General features: G+C 72.6%; 21 protein-coding genes and 2 pseudogenes. 8 read left to right on the forward strand and 15 right to left on the reverse strand.

Features of this window, described 5'->3' with window-relative positions:
- Positions 1–24 precede the first annotated feature (24 nt).
- From JOD65_RS19095 to JOD65_RS19115, 5 genes are read right to left on the reverse strand one after another with little or no spacing between them, the layout of a single operon-like run.
- Positions 25–3024 carry a UPF0182 family membrane protein gene (locus JOD65_RS19095; protein ID WP_191195022.1) on the reverse strand — a complete coding sequence of 1000 codons (3000 nt, stop codon included), beginning with the start codon at positions 3022–3024 and terminating at the stop codon, positions 25–27.
- Between the two features lie 4 nt (positions 3025–3028).
- Positions 3029–3664: a PPA1309 family protein gene (locus tag JOD65_RS19100; RefSeq protein ID WP_191195021.1), complete on the reverse strand. Its 636-nt coding sequence runs from the start codon at positions 3662–3664 to the stop codon at positions 3029–3031.
- Positions 3661–4713, reverse strand: coding sequence for a YlbL family protein (locus JOD65_RS19105; RefSeq protein ID WP_191195020.1), 1053 nt, complete (start codon positions 4711–4713; stop codon positions 3661–3663). Before JOD65_RS19105 ends, JOD65_RS19100 begins: the two co-directional genes overlap by 4 nt.
- 48 nt (positions 4714–4761) lie before the next feature.
- Positions 4762–5022, reverse strand: a complete 261-nt coding sequence (locus JOD65_RS19110) for a hypothetical protein (RefSeq protein ID WP_191195019.1) — start codon at positions 5020–5022, stop codon at positions 4762–4764.
- Between the two features lie 42 nt (positions 5023–5064).
- The gene (locus JOD65_RS19115; protein ID WP_307821269.1) at positions 5065–5502 is read right to left on the reverse strand and encodes a molybdenum cofactor biosynthesis protein MoaE; all 438 of its coding nucleotides are present in this window, start codon (positions 5500–5502) and stop codon (positions 5065–5067) included.
- Between the two features lie 52 nt (positions 5503–5554).
- Between JOD65_RS19115 and JOD65_RS19120 the strand changes: the two genes are divergently transcribed.
- Both JOD65_RS19120 and JOD65_RS19125 read left to right on the forward strand, forming a co-directional pair.
- Positions 5555–6889, forward strand: coding sequence for a zinc-dependent metalloprotease (locus tag JOD65_RS19120; RefSeq protein WP_191195017.1), 1335 nt, complete (start codon positions 5555–5557; stop codon positions 6887–6889).
- On the forward strand, positions 6886–7494 hold the full coding sequence (locus JOD65_RS19125) for an NUDIX hydrolase (protein ID WP_191195016.1): 609 nt from the start codon (positions 6886–6888) through the stop codon (positions 7492–7494). The genes JOD65_RS19120 and JOD65_RS19125 overlap by 4 nt, the downstream gene beginning before the upstream one ends.
- Before the next feature lie 87 nt (positions 7495–7581).
- On the opposite strand, the pseudogene JOD65_RS19130 reads toward JOD65_RS19125, so the two are convergent.
- The 3 genes and pseudogenes from JOD65_RS19130 to JOD65_RS19140 all read right to left on the reverse strand — a co-directional run.
- Positions 7582–7983: pseudogene (locus JOD65_RS19130) on the reverse strand (M48 metallopeptidase family protein); the annotation flags it as partial.
- A 61-nt stretch (positions 7984–8044) separates the two neighbouring features.
- Positions 8045–9139 (reverse strand): PHP domain-containing protein, encoded by a 1095-nt coding sequence (locus JOD65_RS19135; RefSeq protein ID WP_307821271.1) that lies wholly within the window; start codon positions 9137–9139, stop codon positions 8045–8047.
- A gap of 268 nt (positions 9140–9407) precedes the next feature.
- Positions 9408–10214, reverse strand: a complete 807-nt coding sequence (locus JOD65_RS19140) for an enoyl-CoA hydratase/isomerase family protein (RefSeq protein WP_191195014.1) — start codon at positions 10212–10214, stop codon at positions 9408–9410.
- 191 nt (positions 10215–10405) lie between these two features.
- Here JOD65_RS19140 and JOD65_RS19145 point away from each other — a divergent pair, with 191 nt between their 5' ends.
- Complete coding sequence (locus JOD65_RS19145) at positions 10406–10564, forward strand: DUF5679 domain-containing protein (protein WP_090969683.1); 159 nt, start codon at positions 10406–10408, stop codon at positions 10562–10564.
- 131 nt (positions 10565–10695) lie between these two features.
- Positions 10696–11223, forward strand: a complete 528-nt coding sequence (locus JOD65_RS19150) for a hypothetical protein (RefSeq protein ID WP_191195013.1) — start codon at positions 10696–10698, stop codon at positions 11221–11223.
- A gap of 22 nt (positions 11224–11245) precedes the next feature.
- Here the strand turns inward: JOD65_RS19150 and JOD65_RS19155 are convergent, their stop codons facing one another.
- The 4 genes and pseudogenes from JOD65_RS19155 to JOD65_RS19170 form a co-directional block, all read right to left on the reverse strand.
- Complete coding sequence (locus tag JOD65_RS19155; protein ID WP_191195532.1) at positions 11246–11413, reverse strand: hypothetical protein; 168 nt, start codon at positions 11411–11413, stop codon at positions 11246–11248.
- 153 nt (positions 11414–11566) lie between these two features.
- Positions 11567–11767, reverse strand: a pseudogene (locus JOD65_RS19160) (putative WhiB-interacting protein); the annotation flags it as partial.
- Between the two features lie 41 nt (positions 11768–11808).
- Positions 11809–12189, reverse strand: a complete 381-nt coding sequence (locus tag JOD65_RS19165) for a WhiB family transcriptional regulator (RefSeq protein ID WP_191195011.1) — start codon at positions 12187–12189, stop codon at positions 11809–11811.
- Between the two features lie 481 nt (positions 12190–12670).
- A complete protein-coding gene (locus tag JOD65_RS19170) occupies positions 12671–14746 on the reverse strand; it encodes an ATP-dependent DNA helicase UvrD2 (RefSeq protein ID WP_191195010.1) in 2076 nt (691 codons plus the stop codon).
- 57 nt (positions 14747–14803) lie between these two features.
- Between JOD65_RS19170 and JOD65_RS19175 the strand changes: the two genes are divergently transcribed.
- On the forward strand, positions 14804–15046 hold the full coding sequence (locus JOD65_RS19175) for a mycoredoxin (RefSeq protein WP_191195009.1): 243 nt from the start codon (positions 14804–14806) through the stop codon (positions 15044–15046).
- Between the two features lie 43 nt (positions 15047–15089).
- A complete protein-coding gene (locus JOD65_RS19180) occupies positions 15090–15542 on the forward strand; it encodes a ScoMcrA-related endonuclease (RefSeq protein ID WP_191195008.1) in 453 nt (150 codons plus the stop codon).
- A gap of 12 nt (positions 15543–15554) precedes the next feature.
- On the opposite strand, the gene nudC is transcribed toward JOD65_RS19180, so the two are convergent.
- Positions 15555–16478, reverse strand: a complete 924-nt coding sequence (nudC, locus tag JOD65_RS19185; RefSeq protein ID WP_307821272.1) for an NAD(+) diphosphatase — start codon at positions 16476–16478, stop codon at positions 15555–15557.
- A gap of 62 nt (positions 16479–16540) precedes the next feature.
- Here nudC and aztD point away from each other — a divergent pair, with 62 nt between their 5' ends.
- Together aztD and deoD are read left to right on the forward strand one after the other, a co-directional pair.
- Positions 16541–17779 (forward strand): zinc metallochaperone AztD, encoded by a 1239-nt coding sequence (aztD, locus tag JOD65_RS19190; protein ID WP_191195007.1) that lies wholly within the window; start codon positions 16541–16543, stop codon positions 17777–17779.
- Between the two features lie 42 nt (positions 17780–17821).
- Positions 17822–18532, forward strand: coding sequence for a purine-nucleoside phosphorylase (deoD, locus tag JOD65_RS19195; RefSeq protein ID WP_191195006.1), 711 nt, complete (start codon positions 17822–17824; stop codon positions 18530–18532).
- 471 nt (positions 18533–19003) lie between these two features.
- Here the strand turns inward: deoD and JOD65_RS19200 are convergent, their stop codons facing one another.
- A complete protein-coding gene (locus tag JOD65_RS19200; RefSeq protein ID WP_307821273.1) occupies positions 19004–22243 on the reverse strand; it encodes an ATP-dependent helicase in 3240 nt (1079 codons plus the stop codon).
- Positions 22240–25473 (reverse strand): ATP-dependent helicase, encoded by a 3234-nt coding sequence (locus JOD65_RS19205; protein WP_191195005.1) that lies wholly within the window; start codon positions 25471–25473, stop codon positions 22240–22242. Before JOD65_RS19205 ends, JOD65_RS19200 begins: the two co-directional genes overlap by 4 nt.
- Between the last annotated feature and the right edge of the window lie 47 nt (positions 25474–25520).

The following is a 25520-nucleotide window of genomic DNA, read 5'->3' on the forward strand; positions in this document are numbered from 1 at the left end:
GGGGGGCGGGGCCCAAATCGGGGGTCAGCCGAGCTGGCGCACCGCCTGCTCGACGAGCTGGCGTCCCTCCTCCATCAGCCGGGCCCACCGCACGGTGTCGCCCTGACGCTGGGCCTCGTCGGCCTGGGCGAACTTGTCCTCCGCCTGCTGCAGCAGCTCGGAGACGTTGGCCTGTCCCCCGGGCTCCTGGGTCGGCTGCGAGCCGGGCGACTGCGACGGCTCGGTGGTCGGCTCCTCCGTCGGCGTGGGCTCCTCGGTCGGCTCCTCCGACGAGCCGGTCTCCGTCGACGGATCGGCGGTCAGCGAGTCCTCGATGGCCCCCACGAGCGTCGTGCCGATGCCGACGCGGTTCTCGTAGGAGACGAGCACGAAGCGCAGGATCGGGAAGTTCGACTCACCGGCACGACGCGTGTAGACCGGCTGGACGTACATGAACGTGTCGCCGATCGGCAGCGTCAGCAGGTTGCCGGGCACCCGGTCGGCGTCGCCGGTCGTGTAGGGCAGCAGCGCCTGGCTGACGTCCTCGTTGGTGGCGAACGTGTTGGCGATCTGCAGCGGGCCGCCCGAGGGCTCGTTGGGCAGCTGCAGCACCGAGACCTTGCCGTAGTCCGAGCTGGTCGCGTCGCTGTTGACCGCCATGTAGGCCGCGAGGTTGTTCTCCTTGCGCCGCGGCACGTAGACGGAGGTCAGCGACCACTTCTCGCCGTCACCGGTGTCGGTGAAGAGGCGGTACGGCGGCTGCAGGCGGGTGGTGCGCTGCGGGTCGCTCGGGACCTCCCAGCGGCTCGATCCCTCGAACCACGCCGACGCCGAGGTCTCGTGGTAGCGCTGGAACTGGAAGCGCTGGGCCTTGAAGAGGTCCTCGGGGTAGCGCAGGTGCTCCATCAGCGCGTCGGGGATTTCTTCCTTGGGCTGGACGACGTCGGGGAACACCTCCTTCCACGCCTGGAGGATCGGGTCCTCCTCGTCCCACTCGTAGAGGGTCACCGTGCCGTCGTACGCGTCGACCGTGGCCTTCACCGAGTTGCGGAGGTAGTTGATCTCGTCGGTCGGGAGCGTCTGGAAGCCGGTGTTCTCCTGCAGCGAGTCGTCGGTCATCTCCTCGAGCGACTCCCGCTGGGAGAGCGGGTACTTGTCGGTGACCGTGTAGCCGTCGAGGACCCACTGGATCTGCCCGTCCACCACGGCCGGGTAGGGGTCGGAGTCGACGGTCAGCCACGGGGCGACCTTCTCGACCATCTGGCGCGGGTTGCGGTCGTAGAGGATCTTCGAGTTCTCGTGCACCCGGCTCGACAGCAGCAGGTTGGGCTCGCTGAAGCGCACCGCGTAGAGCAGCTGGCTGAAGATGTTGCCGATCGGGACGCCGGCAGCGCCGTCGTACGTCGTCGCGACCTCGTCGTCACTGCGGTCGCCGCGCGGCAGGTCGAACTCGACCGGTGCCCCGCCGGGCTGCTGGCCGACGATGCTGTAGGTCGGGCTCTGCTCGCCGAAGTAGACGCGCGTCTCGTAGCCGTCCTCGCCCGCGAGTCGGGTGAGCGCGTCCTCGTCGGACTCCTGGCCCTCGGCCCACTGGATGCCGGTCTGCTGGACCGAGTCGTCCTCGGGTCGCTGGTTGGCGTAGGCGGCGATCACACCGTTGCCGTGGGTGTAGGCGGTGTGGAGGTTCGACCAGTTCTGGTCACCCTCGGCGAGACCGCTCTGGTCGAGCTCCCGGACGCCCAGCACCACGGCGCGGTCCTTGCCGTCGATCTCGTAGCGGTCGACGTCGAGCACGTTGGGCACCGAGTAGTAGGCGCGGACCTGCTGCTGCTGCTCGAAGATCTCGCTGACGATCTGCGGGTCGACGAGCGGGATCCCGTCGGTCCGGCTGTTGACCGAAGCCAGCTCGTCGCCGTCGTCGGCGATGGCCGTGCCGCCGACGTCGCGCACGTCGATCTGGTCGAGCTGGTAGGCCGCGCGCGTGGCGTCGATGTTGGCCTTGATGTAGGGACCCTCGCGGTCCGGCACGTTGGGATTGACCCGGATCGCCTGGACGAGCGTCGGGACGATCAGGCCGAGGATGATCGCGGAGAGCGCGAACAGGGCGACGCCGACCGACGGCAACAGCCAGGTGCGCCGCCAGATGTTGGCGAGGAACAGCAGCGCGCAGACGATCGCGATGCCGGCGAGGATCTCCTTGGCGGGCAGCACGGCCTTGTCGTCGGTGTAGCCCATACCGGTGAAGATCGAGCCGGAGTTGGTGACCAGGTCGAAGCGGTCGAGCCAGTAGTCCACGGCCTTGGCCAGCACGAAGAGCGCCAGCAGCGCGGAGACCTGGATCTGCGCGGCGCTCGTGAGCCGCTCCCCGGGACGGGCGGAGAGCCGGATGCCGCCGAACAGGTAGTTCATCAGCAGGGAGGCGATGAGGCCGACGACGGCCAGAGCCATCACGAAGTCGACGATGTAGTGCCAGAACGGCAGGTCGAAGACGTAGAAGCCGACGTCCTTGTTGAAGTAGGGGTCGGTGGTGCCGAACTCCTTGCTGTGCCGCCACAGGGAGTAGCTGCGCCACTGGCCCGACGCCGACGCACCGGCGAAGAGGCCCATCACGGCGGCCGCGCCACCGATGACCCAGCCCATGCGCGGCGCGATGAGCTGGCGGTAGCGGTCCATCCCGTCGTCGGGCATCCCCGGCATGCCGGGCCACAGGACGGGCCGGTAGCGGTAGGCCATCGCCATCGCCACCGCGACGACGGCGGCCATCAGCCCGGCGAAGACGAAGAACAGCCCGATGCGGGTGAGCAGGAGCGTCGTGAAGACGTCCTGGTAGCCGACGGAGCCGAACCACAGCCGCTCGGTCCAGAAGGACGCGAAGGCGCTGAGCAACATGAAGGCGAGGACGAGGACGATGGCGGTGATGACCAGCGCGCCCGGTCGGCGTGACGCGGCCGCCGGACGCGCGCCGCCCGAGCCTCCGTTGCCGTTGGGCCGCTGGGGGCCGTCGGGTCCGGTGGGTCCGCTGGGTCGGTCGAAGGGATTGCTCATGGCCTCAGGGGTTCTCGTCGGGGCGGGGCTGGGTGTCGTGCGTGAGGTCGTGGGACGGGTCGTGCAACGTCGCGTGGAGGAGGTCGAGGAGGCCGGGGACCAGCTCGGTGCCGTTGACCACCGACTGCTCGTCGTCGTGCGCGCGCAGGCGCAGGGCGCAGTACGACGCCCCGGCGCGGGTCACGCCGGCGACCATCCGCACCTCCTGGCGATCGGGGTGCTCGCGTGCGAACAGCTCCGCCGCGGTGGGTTCGTCGGGGATCTCGTCGTCGATCTCGGGCGGGAGCACGAGCCGCTCGATGACGGCGGCGCACCCGGCGACGCTCTCGGGCCAGGCAATGGTGTGCAGCGCGTCCTCGAGCACCTGACCGGGCGGCAGCCCGTCCTGCTCGATGGGCGTGAACGAGCCGTCGTCGCCGGGGCCGTCGATCGCCATCACGGCGGCGAGCGCGGGCTCCTGGGCCACGAGCGTCGCGGTGTCGACGAGGGCGTACAGCCGGGCCGGCTGGTCCCACCCGTCCTGGGCGACGTGGGCCTCGATCTCGAGGACCGCGGCGGCCAGGGCCGGGTCCTCGGGGAGCGCGTCGGGAGCGCCGGGCTCGGGGACGGCGCCGGCGGTCGGGTCGGTGGGGCTGGTCATGAGGCGGTCTCCTCGCAGCTCGGGAGGTCGGTGTCGGGGTCGGCGACCCAGTCGTCCAAGGTCTTCACGGCGCCGTCCAGCGTGGTGGCCTTGGCCAGGCGCATGTCGCCGGGGTCCACTCCCCCGATGGCGTTGCAGTTGTCGGCCGGGACGAGGAACAGCTCAGCGCCGGCGTCGCGGGCGGCGGCGATCTTCTGCTGGATGCCGCCGATCGGTCCGACCTTGCCGGCCGGGGTGATGGTGCCGGTGCCTGCGATGTCGGCGCCGCCGGTCAGCGAGCCCGGGGTGAGGGTGTCGTAGATGGCCAGCGACATCATCAGCCCGGCGCTCGGACCGCCGATGTTGTCGGCGATGTCGACGCTGACCTGGAAGGGGAAGTCGAAGCCGACGCCCGGCGTGATGCCGATCCGGAGGTCCCCGTCGACCTCCTCGGGGGTCACGTCGACGGCCACCTCCTTCTTCCCACGTCGTACGACGAACTCGACCGGCTCCCCTGGCGACGCGGCGTCGACGGCGTCGACGGCGTCCTGGGCGCCGGTGACCTTGGTGCCGCCCACCCGCAGCAGCACGTCGCGCACCTCGAGCTTGCCGTCGGCCGGCAGGCCCGGGGTCACGTCGAGCACCTCCACGAGCGGGTCGACCTTCTCGCCGAGCTGGGTGAGCGCGGCCGCGATCGCGGTGTCCTGCGAGGACACCATCGCGGCCTCGGACTGGCGGTCGCTCGACTCGTCGGTCTCCTCGGGGCCGTAGATCGAGGAGCGCGGCCAGACCGCGGCGTCGGGGTCGAAGTAGGCACGCAGGAGCTCGGGGAGGCTCACGTCCTCCTGCGGTGTGCTGACGTAGACGGTCGTCATCCGCAGCTCGCCGTCGTCGTGGTAGGCCTGGTGCCCGGTGACCTCGACGATCTCGTCACCGGAGTCCTCGGCGAGTATGTCGACGGTCGGTCCTGGGTAGTAGGTGACGTACGGCAGGGGCACGAACGCAGCCGTCGCCCACAGCACTGCCAGCAGGCACAGCGCGAGCAATCCCGCCCTGGTCCGCTGAGTCATGGGCGCAACTCTCTCAAACGGCGGCAACTCCGCGGCAACGCGCGTCGCTCAGGAGGCGCGCCGGGTGGCGCCGTCGCCCGGGCCGGCGCCGTGGCTGGGCCGGACGGCGATGCCGGTGCTGCGGTCGCGCACCCGTGCCGACGTACGACGCGTGCCCGCCGGCGGCTCCTTGGTGAGGGCCCGGCCGAGGCGTTCGACGGCGACGTCGCGGTCGACCTCGCCGCGGCCGTCCCGCCCGGCCCACGACACCCACGCCATCGCCGCGAGGGCCACGACGGCCGACGGCACGAGCCACAGCAGGATCTCCACGCGACGAGGGTAGGGGCCGCGAGGGGTCCGGGCCGGGAGGCCCTACGGCGTGCCGACCCACTCCTCTGTCCGGTCGTCGAAGACCTGGTGCTTCCAGATCGGCACCTCGGCCTTCAAGGTGTCGATGAGGGCGCGCGAGGCCGCGAAGGCGTCGCCGCGGTGGGCCGCGGTCGTGGCGACGACGACCGCGAGGTCACCGATCCGCAGCTGGCCCACCCGGTGCACGGCCGCCACGCCCCGGACGTCGTGGTCGGCGGCCACCCGCCGGCAGACGTCCTCGAGCCGGGCCAGCGCGGTCGGGTGCGCGGAGTAGTCGAGCGCCGTGACGCCCTTCCCGCCGTCGTGGTCGCGGACCTGGCCCACGAAGAGGGTGAGGCCCCCGGCACCGTCGTCGCCGAGCGCGTCGAGGACCTCGGTCACGTCGAGCGGGGTGTCGCGGATGGCGACGAGGCGCACGGCATCGGAGGAGGGGTGGCTCACGCCGCCGAGTCTAGGGGTGCCGCTGCTGGGCGCGGTGGGTACCGTGGACGCCATGAGTGACACCCCCGGTGGTCCCGGATCGTCCGGTCAGGATCCCGACGACAACAACCCCTTCAAGGGCACGCCCTTCGAGCAGATCTTCTCCCAGATGGGCGGGTTCGGCCCGGGAGGCGGCCTGCCCGACCTCAACTCGCTGATGGCGCAGATGCAGTCCTTCTTCGCGCCGCACGACGGCCCGGTCAACTGGGAGACGGTCACCGACCTGGCCCGCCGGGCGGCGGCCCAGGAGCCCGACCCGACCGTCAGCCCCGCCCAGTCGGGCGCGGTCGCCGACGCTGTGCGCCTCGCCGACCACTGGCTCGACACCACGACCGAGTTCCCCTCGGGCGTGACCACCACCGCCGCGTGGTCGCGGGCCGAGTGGATCGTCGAGACGATCCCGGTCTGGAAGGTGCTCGTGGAGCCGATCGCCGGCTCCGCCACCCAGGCGCTGGGCCAGGCGATGCCCGAGGAGATGAAGCAGCTCGCCGGCCCCCTCATGGCGATGCTCGGCAAGGCGAGCGGCGCGATGGTCGCCTCCCAGGTCGGCAGCGGCCTGGGTGCGCTCGCCGCTGACGTGCTCAGCGCCTCCGACATCGGCCTGCCCCTCGGCCCGATCGGCAAGGCCGCGCTGCTGCCCACCAACGTCGCGGCGTTCGCCGAGGAGCTGCCCGACGTCTCCGCCGACGACGTGCTGCTCTACCTCGCGCTGCGCGAGGCGGCCCACCAGCGGCTGTTCGCCGGCGTGCCGTGGCTGCGCGACCACCTCATCGGGGCGGTCTCGGAGTACGGCGCCGGCATGGACTTCGACACCTCCGGGATGGAGACCAAGCTGCGCGAGGTCGACATGACCAACCCCGAGGCCATGCAGGACGCCCTCGCGGGTGGGCTCTTCGACCCCGAGCCGTCGGCCGCCCAGAAGGCCGCGCTGGAGAAGCTCGAGGTGACCCTCGCACTCGTGGAGGGCTGGGTCGACGAGGTCGTCAGCCAGGCCACGGCCGAGCGGATGCCTGCCGCGGCCAAGCTGCAGGAGACCGTACGCCGTCGGCGCGCCGCGGGCGGACCGGCCGAGCAGACCTTCGCCACCCTCGTCGGCCTCGAGCTGCGGCCCCGCAGGCTCCGGGACGCGTCGGTCCTCTGGGGCTCGCTGCGCACCCGCCAGGGCGCCGAGGCCCGCGACGGCGTCTGGATGTCGCCGCACCTGCTGCCCACCGCCGCCGACCTCGACGACCCGCTGGGCTTCCGGGAGGACTCGGTGACGCCCGGCGAGCTGTCGGAGGAGGAGTTCGACGCCGGCCTGCGCGACCTGCTCGACGGCGGCGACAGCGGCACCCGCCCCGCCGAGTGACCCTCCACGCGAGCGCCGTCGCCACGCTGGCGGCGTGGGTCGCGCCGACGCCCGCGCAGGGCGCACTCCGCGACCGCTACCTCGCCCACCTGGCCGCGCATCCCGACGGCCTGGCCAAGGCGTGCTTCCCCGACCACCTCACGGCCGGCGCGATCGTCGTCTCCCCCGACGCCGGCGCGGTTCTCCTCAACCACCACCGCAAGGCCGACGCGTGGCTGGCCTTCGGCGGCCACCTCGAGCCCGGCGACGCGTCGTTGGCCGGCGGCGCCCGACGCGAGCTGGTCGAGGAGTCCGGGCTGACGTCGTTCGACTTCGACGAGGAGCCGCTGTCGCTCGACGAGCACGCGGTGGAGTTCTGCTCCGACCGCGGCACCGTCCACCACCTCGACGTACGCTTCCTGGCCACCGCCGAGCCGGACGCCGCCCACGCCACGAGCGAGGAGTCGCTCGACGTGCGCTGGTGGCCGGTCGACGCGTTGCCGGCGACGTTCGACGACATGTACGTCCTCATCGAGGCCGCGGTCGCGCGGGTGCGGGCGGGGCCGTCGTCGGCTCAGTCCTCGTCGACGCCCGGGGGCGGCTCGAGCCGGGCGGCCGCGGAGTAGCCCTCGAGGTAGCCCTTCGCCTTGTCCGCGCGGGGGGTAGCGGTCGACCCACGCCCAGAACGCCGGCGTGTGGCCCGACTCGAGCAGGTGGGCCAGCTCGTGGACGAGCACGTAGTCCACGACCCAGCCGGGCACCTTCTGCAGCCGGTCGCTGAGCCGGATGGTGCGGTCGCCCGGGGTGCACGAGCCCCAGCGGGCGTTCTGGTTGGTCACCCACCGCACCGAGGCGGGGACTGCGAGGCCCCCGAGGTAGAGGTCGTTGAGCTTGGCGGCGCGGGCGACGAGGTCGTCGTCGGAGCGCAGGCGGCGCTTCTCCTGCCGCTCGATGCGCGCGACCATGTCGGCGACCCACGTCGCCTCGTCGCGCTTGCTCATGGCGGCGGGGATGAGCACGACGATGCGGTCGCCGTCGCGGTAGGCCGAGACCGTCCGGCGGCGGCGGCGCGAGCGGCGCACCTCCACGTCGGGCGGGCCGGCCGGGGTGCTCATGTGCCGAACCTAACCCCCGCCACCCACACTCGAGGGTGGACTCGCTGGAGCGGGGCCACGCTCAGAGCCGGGCCGCGGCCCAGTCGAGGAGCCGGTCGCGCTCCCAGGTGGTGACGATCCGGTCGGGGTCGATCCCGGCCTCGGTGGCGCGGGCGGCGCCGTAGTCGAGCATGTCGAGCTGGCCGGGCGCGTGGGCGTCGGAGTCGATCGAGAACAGGCACCCGAGGTCTCGAGCGAGCTCGAGCAGCCTCGTGGGCGGGTCGCGGCGCTCGGGCCGCGAGTTGATCTCCACGGCCACGCCCTCCTCCGCGCACGCGGTGAACACCGCCTTCGCGTCGAACTGGCTCTGCGGTCGCACACCCCGGTTGCCGGTCACCAGACGACCGGTGCAGTGGCCGAGGACGTTGGTGTGCGGGTTGCGGACAGCGGCGACCATCCGCCTCGTCATCGGGGCGGCGTCCATCTTGAGCTTGGAGTGCACCGAGGCGACGCGGACGTCGAGCCGGCCCAGCATCTCCGCGGTCTGGTCGAGCGACCCGTCGTCGAGGATGTCCACCTCGATCCCCTTCAGCAGCGTGAACGACCCGCCGAGGTGCTCGTTGACGGCGTCCACGACCCCGAGCTGGCGCGCCAGCCGCTCGGCACTCAGCCCGTTGGCCACCCGCAGCCGTGGGCTGTGGTCGGTGAGCACGAGGTAGTCGTGACCCAGCTCCATGGCGGTCATCGCCATCTCCTCCAGCGGCGAGCCGCCGTCGGACCAGTCGGAGTGGGAGTGCAGGTCGCCCCGCAGCCTGGCACGCAGCTCCTCCCCGCCACGCGCCAACGGCCCGGCGGTCGCCTCGAGCTTCACGAGGCGCTCGGGGACGACCCCGTTGCACGCGTCGGTGATGGCGGCCGCGGTGCTGGGACCGATGCCCGTCAGCTCGGTGAGCGTGCCGTCGGCCGCGCGTCGACGTACCTCCTCCTCGGGCAGCGGCAGGATCGTGCGCGCGGCCTTGCGGAAGGCCTCGATCCGGCGGGTCTCCTCGCGCTGGCGCTCCATCAGGAACGCGATGCGTCGCAGGGTCGCCACGGGACCGCGGGCGGTGCCCGCCGTCGACTCCTCGCCCAACTTCTTCTCCTCCACAGCCCCGTCGCGGGTGAAACCGCTGGTCACCCGCACAGTACGGCGCGCGCGCCGGGCGTGTCGCGCACAGGGTCCTCCCCACGCCCGGCGGCTTCGTCCACCCCCGAGGGGCGTCCGTGCACACACTCTCCACAGGCCTGTCCACAGGGGTGGACACCAGCTCGTTGACCGCGCGGGCGTCCGCCCCTAGGTTTGCGCCCAGAAGGGCCCCACGGCTCCTCGACGCCAGCTGGGGAAGGCAGGCGTCGGAGGCTGCGGGGCCCCTTCTTCGTTCGGCCCTGCCGTGGCCTCGCGCGGGTCAGCGTCCGCGGAACTCCGGCGACCGCTTCTCCTTCGCCGCCGCGATGCCCTCCTGCAGGTCGGCGGTCGCGAGCGTCATCGGCTGGGCGAGCGCCTCCCACTGGAGCGCGGACTCGAAGTCGGCGTGACCACCGTCGGCGAGCGCGACCTTGGTCAGGCGCGCCGCGATCGGTGCGGTCGCCGCGATGCCGGCCGCGGTCTCGAGCACCTCGTCGAGGAAGGATCCGGAGTCGATGACGCGCGAGACCAGCCCGAGCCGCAGCGCCTCCTCGGCCTCCACGACGCGGCCGGTGAGGAGCAGGTCCCGCGCGTGGGCGGGGCCGACCACGTTCGGCAGCAGCCAGGTGCCGGCCATGCCCGCGTGCATGCCGAGCTTGTTGAAGGGCACGCCGAGCTTGGCGCCGTCCGCGGCGTAGCGGATGTCGCAGGCGAGGGCGAGGCACAGGCCAGCCCCGATGGCGGCGCCGTTGACGGCAGCGATGGTGGGCACCTCGAGACGCCGGATCGACAGCCACGCCCGGTAGAACGGCAGCATCCGCGACCGCAGCCGGTCCACGCTCGCGTCGGGCTCGCTGGCGATCCACGAGGTGTTGCCACCGGAGCAGAAGGCGCTCCCCTCCCCCGTCACCACGACCGCGCGCACGGACGTGTCGGCGGCGATCTGCTCGATGGCCGCGACCCAGGACGAGGTCATCTCGTCGCTCATCGCGTTGCGCATCCCGGGGTTGTCGAGGGTCAGCAGGACGACCCCCTCGGAGGGGCGCTCGAGGCGGAGGTGGGCGAGGTCGGGAGAGGTCTCTGGCATGGCCCGAGGGTACTGACCCGGCTGAGCGTGAAATGACTCGGTTTCACGCTCAGCGCGTGTGGTGCGTGAGCGTGGCCCACGCGTGGCGTAGGGTCGTCGGCGGAGCGCTGGCAACCGTCGGCCCTCCCCGGCGGGCTTCCCCGAGAGACTCCCCGTCGCGACGACCAAGAAAAACAAGCAAGGAGGCCGTCATGGCGGAGACCTGGAGCGGTGAGTTCTACTGCGTCAAGTGCAAGGAGAAGCGCGAGGCGGAGGGCGAGATCAAGGTCAACGACAAGGGCACCAAGATGGCCAAGGGCGTCTGCCCGGTCTGCGGCACCAACTTGAACCGCATCCTCGGCAAGGCGTGAGCCTCAGCTCTTGAGCTCATTGCGGCGGCGTCACCCCTCGGGTGGCGCCGCTGCTGCATCTGGTGCTGATGCGCTCCGGGTCACCTGTGGACGACGGCCTGGACCCGTCGCCGTCGTGGCACCGTCGGAGGGTGCCCGCCCGACCCGCCCCCTCGTCGTACGTCGGCGGCACGCGCGCGCAGCTCGACTGCCCTGACGCCTGGACCGGGGCCGTCGTCGCCGCGCTCTCCGCGGCCGGGGTCGTCCTCGACCCCAGCGCGCCCGTCGGGATCGCGGTGACCCCCGCACGCCTGGTCTCGGCCACGGTCGACGCGTGGAGCGTCGACTCACTGCCGCACGTGCTGGTGGGCGTGCAGCCCTACGCAATCGACGTCGGCCCGTGGGTCGCCCCCGGCGTCGGACCGTGCGCGCGGTGCGTGGCCGCCGCGGTGCTCGACGAGGGCGATCGCGCCGCACCGGGAGCGGTCCCGAGGCCGTTGCTCGCGCTCGCCGCCGGAGCGGTCGCCCGCGACCTCGCCGCGTGGTCGCGGAGCGAGCTGCCGCACACGTGGCTCACGTCGTGGCGCGTCGACCACGAGCCGGTGCCCGCCGCACGACGCTGGCAGCGCCACCCCTACTGCGGCTGCGCCTGGTTCGACGAGGGGTTCGACGCCGGCTGATCGGCCGGCTGATCGGGGTGTGTCACCACCACTCGCTGTCGAGCTTGCTCTCCATCGCCCTCAGGTGGGTGCGCGAGCAGGTGTCGCAGTAGGCGCGGCGCCGGCCGTTCTCGACCGAGGTCGTCCACGTGAGGGTCTCCCCCTCGGGGGCCCGGGTGCCGCAGAAGTCGCACGTCACGAGGTCGCTCACGCCTCGAGGCTACCCCGGCGCGGCGGGGTCGATGATCCTGGAAATGGCAGCGAGCCGGTACGTCGTCACGGTGACGACGTACCGGCTCGCTGTGTGTGCTCACCCGCGATCAGGGCGAGAGCCGTCCCGAGGCCAGGTCGGCCTCGGAACACGTCAGATCGCGCGAGCGAGGGCGAGACGCGCCTGCTGCGCGGCCTGCTCGGCCTTGCGGCTCATACGACGGGCCAGGGCCAGCTGGTGGCCGCGCCGCAGTTCGTGCGCCTCTCCCAGGCGCGCGGTCATTTGCGCGCGTGCGAGTTCTTCATGCATGAGATTCATGTCGTTTCGTCCATTTCGGTAGGTCTTCATGAGAGATGTGTTCCTTGCACTTCTTCGGAGGTGGTGGAGCGTGGCGCCTACGCGGCGGCCCCGTCCTTCTGGTTCTGGCCGGTCTGAGCGACGACCTGCTCGGACTTGCGGGGCCGGCCTCGCGGCCGCTTGCGCGGGATCACCACGCCCTGGAGGAAGAGCTCGCCTCCCCAGACGCCCCACGGCTCACGCCGCTCGAGGGCTCCGTCGAGGCACAGTGCACGCACCGGGCAGTCGATGCAGAGGGCCTTGGCGTGCTCCACGTCCGCGGGGGACTCGGCAAACCACAGCTCTGCGTCGTTGACGCGGCAGGGCAGCAGCTCCTCATTCACTCCGGCAGCTGCGTCGTGCAGGGCTCCGAGCGGGGCCTGGGGCTCCACCTCGGTCTTGTCGGCAGCTCGATTGCGGTCGAGAACGCTGATGGTCATGTTTTCACCTCCTCCTCGTTGACCTGATCGCGGTTTGTGACTCACTTGGGACAAACAGAAAGGCCGCGGATCCCGGGTTTCGGGTTCCGCGGCCTGGAGGCTGCCGATGTAGGTGTGTGACCTAAGTCGACGGACTCCAGGCTGGAGTACCCGGGAAGACGCCCTTGACGCGCTCGATGGACACAGCGGTCCCCTGGAGCGCAGCTGCAAGATCGACACCGAGGACGCGCACATCAGTGGCGCAGCGGTGGCCTGCAGTGGGCATGCCGAAGGACGGCGTCCAAGCCGTCATCGTCATCGTGTAGTTCTCCATGGGGGCCACCTCCTTCGGGGCATCAGGCGCGGATCGTCGTCAGCGATCCCATGCGCGGGTTGTTGTGAAGGGAACGTTAGACCCCTCACATCGTCAGGGGCAAACCATTTAATGGGTATTACCGAGAATTCTTTCCGGATCGCCCTCCGACGCCCGTCCGCAGGCCACTCAGCTGCCGGCTCCGGCGACCAGCGCGAGCACCTCGTCGCCGTACTTGGCGATCTTGCCCGGGCCGACGCCGCTGATCTTGCGCAGGCCCGCCTCGTCGGTGGGGACGTGCTCGGCGATCAGCTGCAGGGTCGCGTCGGTGAACACCACGAACGCCGGCACGCTGTCCTCCGCGGACCGTGCCAGGCGCCACTCGCGGAGCCGCTCGAAGAGCGCCTCGTCGTAGGACGCGGGGCAGTCGGCGCAGCGGCCGATCTTCTTCTCCACCGACGTCGACAGTGCCTTGCCGCACTCGCGGCAGTGCATCGCGGCGCGGTTGCGCTTGGTGCGCTCCCGCCGCTGCGCGGACACGCCGGGCACGCCGTCGAGCAGGGGCGCGAGGAACGGCGAGCTGCCGCGCGTCGAGCGGCCGCCCGGCTCCCGGGCCGTCGCCCACGACACGGTGAGCTCGTCGCGGGCGCGGGTCATCGCGACGTAGAGGAGTCGACGTTCCTCCTCGACCTCCGCGGGCGTCTGCGCCTGCGAGATCGGCATCATCTTCTCGTGCATGCCGGCCACGAAGACGGCGTCCCACTCCAGGCCCTTGGCCGAGTGGATCGTCGCGAGGGTGACGGCGTCCGCCACCGGCGCGTGCTGCTCGCTGGCGCGACGGTCGAGGTCGTCGACGAAGTCGCCCACGCTCGCCTCGGGACGCTCGCGTCCGAAGTCGGCCGACAGGTCGACGAGCGCCTGCAGGGACTCCCACCGGTTGCGGACCTCTCCCCTGCCCTCGGGCGGCTCGGTGGAGTGGCCCATCTGCGAGAGCACGGCCACGACCGCCTCGGACACCGGGCCGGACGCCTCGCCCGAGCGGGCCGCACCCCGGACGAGGGTGATCGCCTGCCGCACCTCGGGACGGTCGAAGAACCGCGCAGCGCCGCGTACGACGTAGGGGATCCCGCGAGCCGCCAGGGCCTCCTCGAAGCGCTCGGACTGGGCGTTGATGCGCAGCAGCACGGCCATCCGGCTGGCCGGGGTGCCGGAGGCTCGCAGGGCGGTCACCCGGTCGGCGACGGCCTCGGCCTCGGCGACCTCGTCGGTGGCCTCGCGCCAGGTGATGCGGGCGCCGGCGGGACGCTGGGCGACGAGGTCGACACCCTTGCTGGGCGTGCCGGCGAGCAGCCGGTTGGCCGCGGCGACCACCTCGGGGGTCGAGCGGTAGTTGCGGACCAGGTCGACGCTCGTGGCGGAGGGGAAGCGCTGGGTGAACTCACGCAGGTAGCGGGCGTCGGCGCCGGCGAAGGAGTAGATCGTCTGGGCGGGGTCGCCCACGACGCACAGCTCGTCGCGCCCGCCGAGCCACAGGTCGAGCAGGGCGTGCTGGAGGGGCGAGACGTCCTGGAACTCGTCGACGACGAACCACTTGTACTGGCGGCGGACCTGCGCGGCCACGGCCTCGTTGTCGGCGAGGAGCCCGGCGCCGAACAGCAGCACGTCCTCCATGTCCATCCGGCCCTGGCCGCGCTTGACCTCCTCGTAGGCGTCGAAGGCGCGGGCCACGACCTCGGGGTCCAGGTTGGACACCGCTCGGCCGCGGGTGCGGGCGATCGCGGCGTAGCGGTCGGGGCCGACGTTGGAGACCTTGGCCCACTCGATCTCGCTGGCGAGGTCGCGCAGCGTGGCCTGGTCGACGCCGAGCCGCTGTCGTCGCGCGGCGAGCGCGAGCATCGCCAGCTTGGACTGGACGAGCTCGGGCAGCTCGCGCTGGTGGACCCGCGGCCAGAAGAACCGCAGCTGGCGCAGCGCGGCGGAGTGGAAGGTCCGCGCCTGCACCCCCGGCGCCCCGAGGGCACGCAGCCGCTCACGCATCTCACCCGCCGCGCGGGTCGTGAACGACAGCGCCAGCACCTCGGTGGGCGCGTAGACCCCCTGGGCGACGCCGTGCGCGATGCGGTGGGTGACCGCGCGGGTCTTGCCGGTGCCGGCGCCGGCCAGGACCCGCACGGGCCCGCGCAGCGCCTCGGCGACCTGTCGCTGCTCGGGGTCGAGCGCTTCGAGCAACGGAACAACTCCTGCGACGTCGTGGTTGGGGCTCATGGAGGGTGTCGACCACCCTCCTCCTCAACCCTAGACGCCGGAGGGGACACTCGATCCATGACCTTCACGATGTTCAGCACCCCGTGGTGCGGCTACTGCCATCGCCTCAAGAGCCAGCTCGACCGCGAGGGCATCGAGTTCTCGATGGTCGACATCGAGCAGCAGCCCGAGGGCGCGTTCACCGTCGAGCAGGCCAACGGTGGCAACCAGACGGTGCCGACCCTGCTCTTCTCCGACGGCAGCACGCTGACGAACCCGTCCGTGGCGCAGGTCAAGGAGAAGCTGGCCGCGATCTCGTGACGGCGGCGTGGAGCCCGCACCGCGCCGGGGTTAGCCTGACGTCGTGTCACTGCTGAACTCGATCGACCGCGACCACGTCCTCACCGCGATGGAGACCTGGGATGCCGCAGGTGGGGCCAACTACATGCTGGTGCGCGGCGGCGTCTCGACGCACGTGCTGATGCACCACGGCAGGGAGTACGACGCCGCGGCGATCGCCGGCATCGCGCACGGCCTCGCGACCGGGCGCACCCTCACCCCCGCCGACATCCCGGGTGGCGGGGCCGGGGCGAGCAAGCACCTCGTGCGGCTCGGCTTCGACATCCGCGACGACTCGCCGCCGGCTCCCCAGCGGGTGCCGGGCACACGCTCGTCCACGCCCCGTGCGCCGCGGGCGACCACCACGCGTGCGACGACCTCGCGCCCGCGTGTCGCCGCCAGCGACCGGGTCGACAAGTTGTGCCCGACCTGCTTCCTCGCGCTGCCCGCCACGGGCATCTGTGACAACTGCGCCTGACCGGCGTCGACCTCAGTCCCAGCCGGGGCCGTCGAGCGGGCGACCGAACCAGCTCTCGATGAGCGAGGACGATATCGAGATGCCGCGGGGCACCACGAGCTCGCCCGACCGGCCGGCGGCCTCGAAGTCGGCGCGTGTCCACCAGCGCGCCTCCTCGATCTCCGCGCCGTCGACGTCGATGTCGGTGGTCACGGCGCGTCCGGTGAAGCCGAGCATCAGGCTCGCGGGCAGCGGCCAGGGCTGGCTGCCGAAGTAGGCGACCCTGCCGACCTGCACGCCGACCTCCTCCATCACCTCGCGGCGCACGGCGTCCTCGAGGGTCTCCCCCGGCTCGCAGAAGCCCGCGAGGGTGGACCAGCGACCGGCCGGCCAGGCGGTGTTGCGACCCAGCAGGATCGCCTCGTCCTCCCCGTCGCCGTGCGTGATGGCCATGATCACGGCCGGGTCGGTGCGCGGGAACTGGGCACGGTCGCACTGCGTGCACCGCAGCTCGTGACCGGCCGAACGACTGGCCAGGGTGCCGCCGCAGCGCGGGCAGAACCGGGTGGCGTGGTGCCACTCGGCCAGGCCGATGGCGTGCATGACGAGCGGCGCATGCTGCGGGCTGCCCTCTGCAAGCAGGGTCAGCACCGAGCGGAGCGGCACCCACTCCTCGGCCCCGCCGGGCGCCTCGTCCGGCGGCACGATGACGGCCAGGTGCACCACGCCGTCGCTGTCGCCGAGCAGCACGAGGGTGCCCTCGGGGGCCTCGTCCGGACCGACCCACCCGACGGCACCGTCGACCGGGCGGAGCCGGTTGCCCGCCACGACGAGGACGCGGGTGGCGGGGTCGGCCATCTGCTCGGCGAGCCAGGCGTCGTCGGTCCGCCGGAGCCCCATCCGGTTGTGCGCGTGGGCGGAGAGGGCGACGTGCGGGAGAAGGCGTTCGGGGCTCACTGCGTCAGGCTAGCGCCGTACCTCTTTGACAATGGTTCTCATTTGTGTTGAGAATCATTCTCATGAAGCCGACCCGTCTCCATGTCCTGCTCGCCACCCTCGTCGTGACGGGAGCCACGGCCTGCGGCACCGCGAGCGAGCCCGGCGCGTCCACCGACACCGAACCCGCCACCGACTCCGCGCGGGAGCCGACGGGCACCGAGGTCGCCGCCGCGACGCCGCGCCTGGCCCTCACCCACGACCGCGGTGTGATGGTCGTCGACGTCGCCAGCGGTGAGGTCGTCGCCGACGAGGCGATGGAGGGCTTCGTCCGCGTGTCGCCGGCCGGCGACGGCCGCCACGCGCTCGTGAGCGGCAACCTGGGCTGGCACGTCCTCGACCTCGGGTCGTGGGGGCACGAGCACGGCGACCACGCGCACCACTACACCAGCGACCCGGGCCTGACCGGCGTGCTGCTCGAGGCCGCGGAGGCCGGGCACGTCGTCGCCCACGACGGCATCACCACGCTCTTCGACGACGGCACCGGCACGATCACCGTGCTCGATCCCGACGACCTGGCCGACGAGGCGCCACAGGTGTCGACGGCCGCCGCGGACGAGGCCCACCACGGCGTCGCCGTACGCCTCGTGGACCGCAACCTCCTGCTGACCGTCGGCGACGAGGAGTCACGGTCGGGCGTACGGCTGGTGAGCCCGTCCGGCGCGGTGCTCACCGAGACCGACGAGTGCCCCGGCGTGCACGGAGAGGCCTTCGCCGAGGACGTCGCCGTCTTCGGGTGCGAGGACGGCGCGGTCGTGGTGGACGGTCGCCAGATGACCAAGGTGCCCAGCCCGGACGCGTACGGGCGCATCGGCAACCAGGCGGGCTCGGAGGTGTCCCCCGTGCTGCTCGGCGACTACAAGACCGACCCCGACGCCGAGCTGGAGCGCCCTACGCGGGTCGCGCTCGTCGACACCCGCGACGCCTCGCTGCGCCTGGTGGACCTCGGCACGAGCTACAGCTTCCGCTCGCTCGGTCGCGGCCCGGACGGTGAGGCGCTCGTCCTCGGGACCGACGGTGCTATCCACGTCATCGACCCCGAGACCGGCGACCGGGTGGACGCGATCGACGTGGTCGGACGCTGGCGTGAGCCGCTCGACTGGCAGCAGCCCCGTCCGTCGCTGCACGTCGTCGACGCGACGGCGTACGTCACCGACCCGGTCCACGACCGCGTGCACGTCGTCGACCTCGACCGCGGCCGGGTCACGTCGAGCCTCGACCTGCCGCACACGCCCAACGAGATCGTCGCCAACGCCGGCTGAGTCGCACAGCCCTTGTCCTCGGGACTCCCTAGGCTGGGCGCCGTGAGCACCCACATCGGCGCCCAGCCCGGCGACATCGCCCCCACCGTCCTCCTGCCCGGCGACCCCCTGCGGGCCAAGTGGATCGCCGAGACGTTCCTCGACGACGCGCGCTGCTACAGCGAGGTGCGCGGGATGTACGGCTTCACCGGCAGCTGGAACGGCCACCCCGTCTCCGTGCAGGGGTCCGGCATGGGCCAGCCGTCGATGGCCATCTACGTCAACGAGCTCTTCAAGGAGTACGACGTCGCCTCGATCATCCGGGTGGGCTCGTGCGGTGCGGTTACCGACGACGTGGGCGTGCGGGACGTGATCATCGCGTCCGGCGCCTGCACCGACTCCTCGATGAACCGGATCGCCTTCCACGGCATCGACTACGCCCCGGTGGCCGACTTCGGGCTGCTGCGCGGTGCTGTCGAGGCCGCTGAGGCGCGCGAGGGCGGCTCGCCCTTCCACGTGGGCCTGATCTTCTCGAGCGACTCCTTCTACCCGGCACGGCCGGAGCTGCTCGGCGAGATGGTGAAGTACGGCGTGCTCGGGGTCGAGATGGAGGCGAGCGCGCTCTACACCCTCGCGGCGAAGCACGGCCGGCGTGCGCTTGCGATCTGCACCGTCTCCGACCACATCGTCACCGGCGAGGAGACCACCTCCCAGGAGCGCGAGCAGACCTTCGGCGAGATGGTCGAGATCGCGCTGACCGCCGCGCTCGGCTGACCTGCTGGGCGGTGCGTGAGCCACCTTCCGGCGGCCTGGAACGTGGGTGGCCCACCGCCGGCGGTGCAGGAGGGGGTTCTCGGCGCGGGAAACCCTCCCTGGCCACCGCTGGTCCGCGTGTCGGCGTACGACGCGCCGGGCGGCGGTGCGTGAGCCACCTTCCGGCGGCTTGGAACGTGGGTGGGCCACCGCCGGCGGTGCAGGATGGGGGTTCTCGGCGCGGGAAACCCTCCCTGGCCACCGCTGGTCCGCGTGTCGGCGTACGACGCGCCGGGCGGCGGTGCGTGAACCACCTTCCGGCGCCCTGGAATGTGGGTGGGCCACCGCTGGCGGTGCAGGAGGGGGGTTCTCGGCGCGGGAAACCCTCCCTGGCCACCGCTGGTTCGCGTGTCGGTGTACGACGCGCCGGGCGGCGGTGAGTGAGGCAGGTTCTGGGGCGCCAGAACCTGCCTCACTCACCGCTCGGGCGGGTCAGACCTCGGCGAGCAGCTTCTCGAGAGCGGCCCGGTCGGGGAGGTCGGTCGGCTCGACGGTGCGGCCGGAGCGGACGTAGTGGAAGACCGCGCGCACCCGTTCGAGCGGGACGCCGGTGAGCTCGGACCAGGCGAGGCGGTAGAGGGCGAGCTGGAGCGGGTCGGCGGTCTCGTTGCGGTTGGTCTTCCAGTCCACGACGAGGAAGTCGGCGGCTGAGCCTGAGGGCTCGGCGTAGACCGCGTCGATACGGCCGCGAACCACCTGCCCTGCGAGGACGAGGGCGAACGGCGCCTCGACGGCGTGCGGGGCGCGGTCGCCGAAGGGACCGTCCTCGAAGCGCATGACCACCTCGCCGAGGTCGGCCTCGTCGTCGATGCCCGCGTCGGCACGGCCGGGCAGCTCGTCGGGCTCGATGAGGGCCTGCTGGCCGAACCGGTCCTCGACCCAGGCGTGGAAGGCGGTGCCGAAGCGCGCAGCGGGCGCCGGCGGTCGCGGCATCGGTCGGGCGAGCTCCCGGGCGAACGTCTCGGGGTCGTCGCGCAGCCGCACCATCGAGGTGGCGGACAGGCTGCTCGGCAGCGGCAGGTCGATCGACGTCGACCGCTCCGCGCGGGCCTCCCTGATCAGCTGGACGAGGTCGTCGTCCCACTCGGCGACCCGCGCGGCCTCGACCATGTCGAGGCCCTCGTCGGGCGCGGTGCGATCGATCGTGCGGACCAGCTCGGCGGCCGCGATCCGGCGGGCTGCCTCCTCCCCCGGGCCCGGCACCGGCCAGGGCCTGGACGGGTCGACGTCGTCGTTGGGGTTGGGCGACTTGGGGGCGGGCTTCTCGATCCAGTGCTCGACGGGCTCGCCCCACTCCTCGAGCTGGTCGCGGACCACGCGCTGGTAGTCCGAGGGCCCGAAGGGCGTCGCGCGCTGGCCCCAGACGTAGGACGTGACGGCGAGGTGGTGGGCCGCGCGGGTGTAGGCGACGTAGCCCAGGCGCAGCTCCTCCTCGGCGTCGTGGGCCTTGGTCGCCGCGCGGTAGGCGTCGAGCGCTGCCTTGTCGTGCCCGACGAGCTGCGGCTGGTCGGCGCGGTCGCCCCGCAGCGGCGCGGGGAGCACGGCAGGAGAGGACGTCCAGAGGGTGCGCGAACGGTTGCTCGGGAAGCGGGTCTCCCCCACCCCGACGCAGAAGACCGACGACCACTCGAGGCCCTTGGCGCGGTGGACCGTCAGCAGCTTGACCGAGTCGGCCGCTGTGGGCGTGGCGACGTCGAGGCCGTTGCCCTGGTCGTCCTCCGCGGTGAGGTAGGCCAGCAGGGCCGGCAGGGTCACGTCGCCGTCGACGGACTGGAACTCGGCCACGGCCTTCACGAAGAGGTCGAGGTTGTCGCGGCGCGCGGCGGCCGCGGGCGAGGTGGCCGAGGCGAGCTCGACGTCGACGCCGGTCGTGTCGATGATGCGCCGCACCACGTCGAGCAGCGGGTCGCCGACGTGGGCGCGCAGCCGGCGCAGCTCGGTGGCGAGCAGCGCGAACCGGTCGAGCGCCTCGGACGAGTACGACGCCTCGCCGGGCGCCTCGACGGCGTCGCTGAGCGCGGGCAGCTCGGAGGCGTCGATGCCGTCGGCGATCTGGAGCAGCTGGTCGGCGACCGTGGCCGCCTCCTTGCGACCGCGGACGCCGGCGATCTCCGCGGCCCGCAGGGCGAGCAGACGCAGGTCGCGCGGGCCGATCGCCCAGCGCGGACCGGTGAGCAGGGTGAGCATCGACGTGTTGGCGGTGACGTCGTGCAGCAGGGTCAGCGTGGCGACGACCTCGGCGACCTCCGGCAGCCGGACCAGGCCCGAGAGGCCGACGATCTCGACCGGGATGCCCGCGGAGGTGAGGGTGTCGTAGACCTCCTCGGCCTGGGCGTTGTCGCGGCTGAGCACTCCGATGTCGGACCAGGCCTTCCCGGTGCCGTGGGCATCCTTGACGGCGCCGGCCAGCCAGTCGAGCTCGTCGAGCGCCCGCTCGTGGACGTGGGTCTCGACGAGTCCCTCCCCCGCGATCGCGGACGCGCGCAGCCGGGCGACCTTGTCGCCGTAGGCCTCGAGCAGCGGCGCGGCGAGCCGGTTGGCGACCTCGAGGATCCTCCGGTCGGAGCGACGGTTGACGGTCAGTGGGAGCCGGCCGGGCTCGCCGTCGGTGGCGGGGAAGGTCTCGGCGAAGTTGAGGATGTTGGACACCGAGGCGCCGCGCCAGCCGTAGATCGCCTGGTTGGGGTCGCCGACGGCCATGACCGGGTGGCCGAGCCCGTGGTCGTCGTCGGGGCCCGAGAACAGTCGGGCCAGCATCGTGGCCTGCGCGACGGAGGTGTCCTGGTATTCATCGAGCAGCACCACCTTGAACCGCGCACGCTCGAGCTCGCCCACCTCGGGCTGGTCGTCGACCAGTCGTGCGGCGAGGGCGATCTGGTCACCGAAGTCCATCAGGCCGAGGTCGGCCTTGAGCGTGCGGTAGCCGCGGACGAGCTGGAGCAGCTCGGCTCGCCGGTCGATGGCGTTGACCGCCTTGGCGGGCGGCTCGAGGTAGGTCTTGCGGGCCTTGCCCGCCTGCTCCTCCGCGATCGCCCGCTCGAAGCCGCGGCGGGCCTCCTCGTCCGTGCGGCGTACGTCGTCCTCGTCGACGAGGTGCTCGCTCATCGCGCCGTCGAGGGCGAGGAGGTTCTGGATGGCGGTCGCGGGATGGTCGGTCAGCAGCTCGATGTGGCCCGTGAACCGCTCGATGACGCGGGCGCCGAGCTGGTAGCGCGAGGCGTCGGAGACGACCCGGGTGTCGGGCTCGTGACCGATGCGGAGGCCGTGGTCGGTGAGGAGGTTGGCGGCGTAGGCGTGGTAGGTCGCGACGGTCGGCTCGAGGACGTCCTCCCCCTCGGCGACGACCGACCGGTCGAGGAGCCCCGCGGCGCCGAGGGCAGCGGTGACCCGCTGGCGCAGCTCGGCGGCGGCCTTGGTGGTGAAGGTCAGGCCGAGCACCTCCTCGGGACGGACCTTGCCGGTCGCGACCAGCCACACCACGCGCTGCGCCATGAGGGTGGTCTTGCCGCTGCCGGCACCCGCGACGACGACGGTCGGTCGCAGCGGGGCGGTGATCGCGGCCCACTGCTCGTCGCTCGCAGCGTGCTCGGCCTTCATCAGGACCCGGAGGTCCTCGGCGGTGTCGAGTCGGATCGGCGTGAACGCCGGCTCGCTCTGCGTCTGCTCGCTCACTGGACGGTCACGCTCCCTGCGCCCTTGGCCGGGCAGATGGCGACGAAGGGGCAGTCGCGGCAGTGCGGGCCGGCCGTCGCGGGGAAGTTCTCCGCACGCACCAGGGCGGCCGCGCGGGCGAGCCCCTCGCGGAGGGTCGTGCGCTCGGCACCGTCCGGGTCGTGGGCCGGCTGGCCCTGGACCTTGGCGCTCGGGGAGTCGTCGTCGATGCCGAGCTGCACGAGCTCGGCGCCCCCGGACGCCATGGCGCGACCGGCCGCCTCGTCGAGGGCGCCCGCGTCGACGGCGTACTGGTAGAGCGCGAGCTGGAGGTTGCCTGCGACGGACGGCCCGGACGGCGCGGCCCGGGCGCTCTTGAAGTCGACGACGACCACGCGGCCGGAGTCGTCGATCTCGAGCCGGTCGGCGAACCCCGTGAGCATGACGGGGCGGCCGTCGACGTCGACGACGCTCTGGAAGCGCTGCTCGGCGCCGAGGACCTCGCGGGGGTTGTCGAGGTGCCACTGGACGAAGCGGCCCACGGCCTTGCGGATCCGGGCGAGCTCGCGCTGGCGCGACCACGGCGTGCGGAAGGCGAGCCGGTCCCAGACGGCCTCGACCTCGGCCATCATCGGGTCGACCTCGGCCGGCAGCTCGCCGACGGCCACGCGCTCGGCGAGGGCGTGCAGGATCTGGCCGAGGTTGGCCGATTGGTGCACGGCCGAGACGCCGCCGGCCTCGCGCTCGAAGAACCACTGCGCAGGGCAGAGCAGGATCGAGTCGAGCATGCTGGCGGAGACCGGGACCGGTCGCTCGGGGTCGCGGATCGGCTCGATCGAGCGGGTCGCGCTGCGGGTGCCCCACCAGGTCGACGGGTCGGCGGTCGGCACGAGCTGGCGACCGTCGACCTCCTCGGCCGCGAGCGCCGCCAGCCGGCGGGCGGCGGCCTCGCGGAGCGCGGGCGACACGGAGGGGTCGGCGGCGTGGCGACGCAGCTCGGCCACGAGCCCGCCGAGCGACAACGGACGCGCCGGCCGCCCGTCGTGGTGCTCGATGGTCACGCCGAGCTCCTCCAGGAAGCGCGAGGGCTGCTCGCCGTCGTCGTCGGGCGACTTCACCGCGCTCACCACCAGTCGTCGGCGGGCTCGGGTGCACGCGACGTAGAACAGGCGGCGCTCCTCCATCAGGAGCGCGCGTGCGGTGACCGGGGGGACGAGGTCGGGGTGGCCGGACGCGTCGACGCCGATCCGGTCGGCGCCGAGCAGCGTGGTGCGGCGGCGCAGGTCGGGCCAGCCCTCCTGCTGGACGTGGGCGACGACGACCAGGTCCCACTCGAGGCCCTTGGAGCGGTGGGCGGTGAGCAGCCGGACCGCCTTGCCTCGGGCGCCCTGCTCGGCGAGCGTGTCGGCGGGCAGCTGCTGCTCGACCAGGTTGGCGAAGAACGCCTTGACGCCGATGTGCTCCCGCTGGTCGACCACGCGCGAGGCGAGCTCGAAGAGCGCGACGATCGCGTCGAGGTCGCGGTGCGCCCGGCGGGCACCCGCACCTCCGAGGTCGACCTGGCGACGCAACCGCTGCGGCCAGGACGTCTCCGACCAGAAGTGCCACAGCACGTCCTCGACGCTCGACCTGTCGGCGAGCATCCGGGCCCCCGCGTGCAGCAGCGCGGCCAGGGAGGCGGCGCGCTCGACGTCGGGACCCTCGAGGCCCTCGAGGAAGCCCTCCTCGACGACGGCGAGCCGCAGGAGCTCGCGGCTCGTGCGACGGGCCGTGGCGTCGGGCAGCTCCTTCTCGCGGGTGCGGAGCCGGCGGACGAGCGCGCGGAGGTCGGAGGCGTCGAGCCCGCCGAGCGGCGACAGGAGGAGCGACTCGATGCGCCCCGGGTCGAGGAAGTCGGGCGAGTCGGGGTCGTCGTTGTCGAGGTTGACCACCGCGCGCAGCGCGCCGAGGAGCGGCACGACGGCCGGGTCGTGGACGAGCGGCAGGTCGTCGGAGGCCACCTCGACGGGCACGCCGGCACCGGCCAGCGCACGCCGCAGCGGCGGGATGCTGGTGCGGCCGGAGCGGACCAGCACCGCCATCCGGTCCCACGCGATGCCGTCCTCGAGGTGCGCCCGGCGCAGGAGGTCGGCCAGCCGCTCGGCCTCGGCCCGCTCGGTGTCGTAGGTGACGACCTCGACCCGGCCGTCGCCCTGCGGCCCCGGCACGGCCTCGGGCGACAGGAACGCCTCGCGCGCCTCGGCGGAGATGCTGCCGGTCAGGGTCAACCGGCCGGCCACCCGGCCGGCGCCGAGCATGATGCGCGGCCCGAACCGGCGGGTGCGCCGGAGCACGACGACCGGGGCGGGCGAGCCGCCTGCGGTCGGGAAGCTGCCCGGGAAGTCGAGGATGCCGCGCACGTCGGCGCCGCGGAAGCCGTAGATCGACTGGTGCGGGTCCCCCACCACGGTGAGGTTGCGACCGTCACCGGCGATCGCGCGCAGCAGCGCGACCTGGCCGGGGTCGGTGTCCTGGTACTCATCCACGAAGACGTGCGCGTAGCGCGCCCGCAGCTCGTCGCGGTGTGCCTCCGCCTCGATGACCGCGCGCCGGATGAGGTCGGCGTAGTCGGTGGCACCGAGGTTGTCGAGCACCGTCAGGTACTGCTCGAGGAACAGCCCGGCCGCGATCAGCTCGGGCAGGTCGTGCTCGATGCCGAGCGCGCGCAGGCCGGCGGGGTCGAGCCCCTTCTCCCGCGCCCGGGCGAGCACGGCCTGGACCTCGCGCACGAAGCCGCGGGTGCCGGCCGCCCGGCGCAGCTGCTCGGGCCAGACCACCGACTCGGGGTTGTCGCGGAGCAGTTCGCGCAGGACCACGTCGGCCTCGGGAGCCGACAGCAGCCGGATGGCACCCTCGTAGAGCTCGGCCGGAGCGTACTTACGGACCAGGGCGTAGGCGAAGGAGTGGAACGTCGAGCACGCGGCGGCCGACGTCGTCCGTGCCACGCGAGCGGTGACCCGGTCCCGCAGCTGCTCGGCGGCCTTGCGGGAGAAGGTCAGGGCGAGGACGGAGTCGGGTGTGGCACCTCGGTGCTCGATCCGGTCGACGATCGCCTCGACGAGCGTCGTGGTCTTGCCGGTGCCGGGACCGGCGAGGACCAGGAGCGGGCCACCCTCGTGGTCGACCACGCGCTGCTGGTGCTCGTCGAGCTCGGGCACCACGACCTCGCGGTCGGGCCGGACGAGCCGGTAGCGGGTGGTCGGGGTGTTCACAAGGACACCCCATCACGCGGGACCGACAGTGTCCTGCCGACCCCGCG

This window comes from Nocardioides cavernae, assembly GCF_016907475.1.
Taxonomy (GTDB): domain Bacteria; phylum Actinomycetota; class Actinomycetes; order Propionibacteriales; family Nocardioidaceae; genus Nocardioides; species Nocardioides cavernae.

Excerpts from the sequence above, each read along its gene's own strand:
- JOD65_RS19095 (WP_191195022.1), bottom strand. The coding sequence starts at position 3,024 with ATGAGCAATCCCTTCGACCGACCCAGCGGACCCACCGGACCCGACGGC.
- JOD65_RS19145 (WP_090969683.1), top strand. The coding sequence starts at position 10,406 with ATGGCGGAGACCTGGAGCGGTGAGTTCTACTGCGTCAAGTGCAAGGAG.
- aztD (WP_191195007.1), top strand. The coding sequence starts at position 16,541 with ATGAAGCCGACCCGTCTCCATGTCCTGCTCGCCACCCTCGTCGTGACG.
- JOD65_RS19165 (WP_191195011.1), bottom strand. The coding sequence starts at position 12,189 with ATGACCATCAGCGTTCTCGACCGCAATCGAGCTGCCGACAAGACCGAG.
- JOD65_RS19140 (WP_191195014.1), bottom strand. The coding sequence starts at position 10,214 with ATGCCAGAGACCTCTCCCGACCTCGCCCACCTCCGCCTCGAGCGCCCC.
- JOD65_RS19100 (WP_191195021.1), bottom strand. The coding sequence starts at position 3,664 with ATGACCAGCCCCACCGACCCGACCGCCGGCGCCGTCCCCGAGCCCGGC.
- JOD65_RS19170 (WP_191195010.1), bottom strand. The coding sequence starts at position 14,746 with ATGAGCCCCAACCACGACGTCGCAGGAGTTGTTCCGTTGCTCGAAGCG.
- JOD65_RS19105 (WP_191195020.1), bottom strand. The coding sequence starts at position 4,713 with ATGACTCAGCGGACCAGGGCGGGATTGCTCGCGCTGTGCCTGCTGGCA.
- JOD65_RS19175 (WP_191195009.1), top strand. The coding sequence starts at position 14,804 with ATGACCTTCACGATGTTCAGCACCCCGTGGTGCGGCTACTGCCATCGC.
- JOD65_RS19120 (WP_191195017.1), top strand. The coding sequence starts at position 5,555 with ATGAGTGACACCCCCGGTGGTCCCGGATCGTCCGGTCAGGATCCCGAC.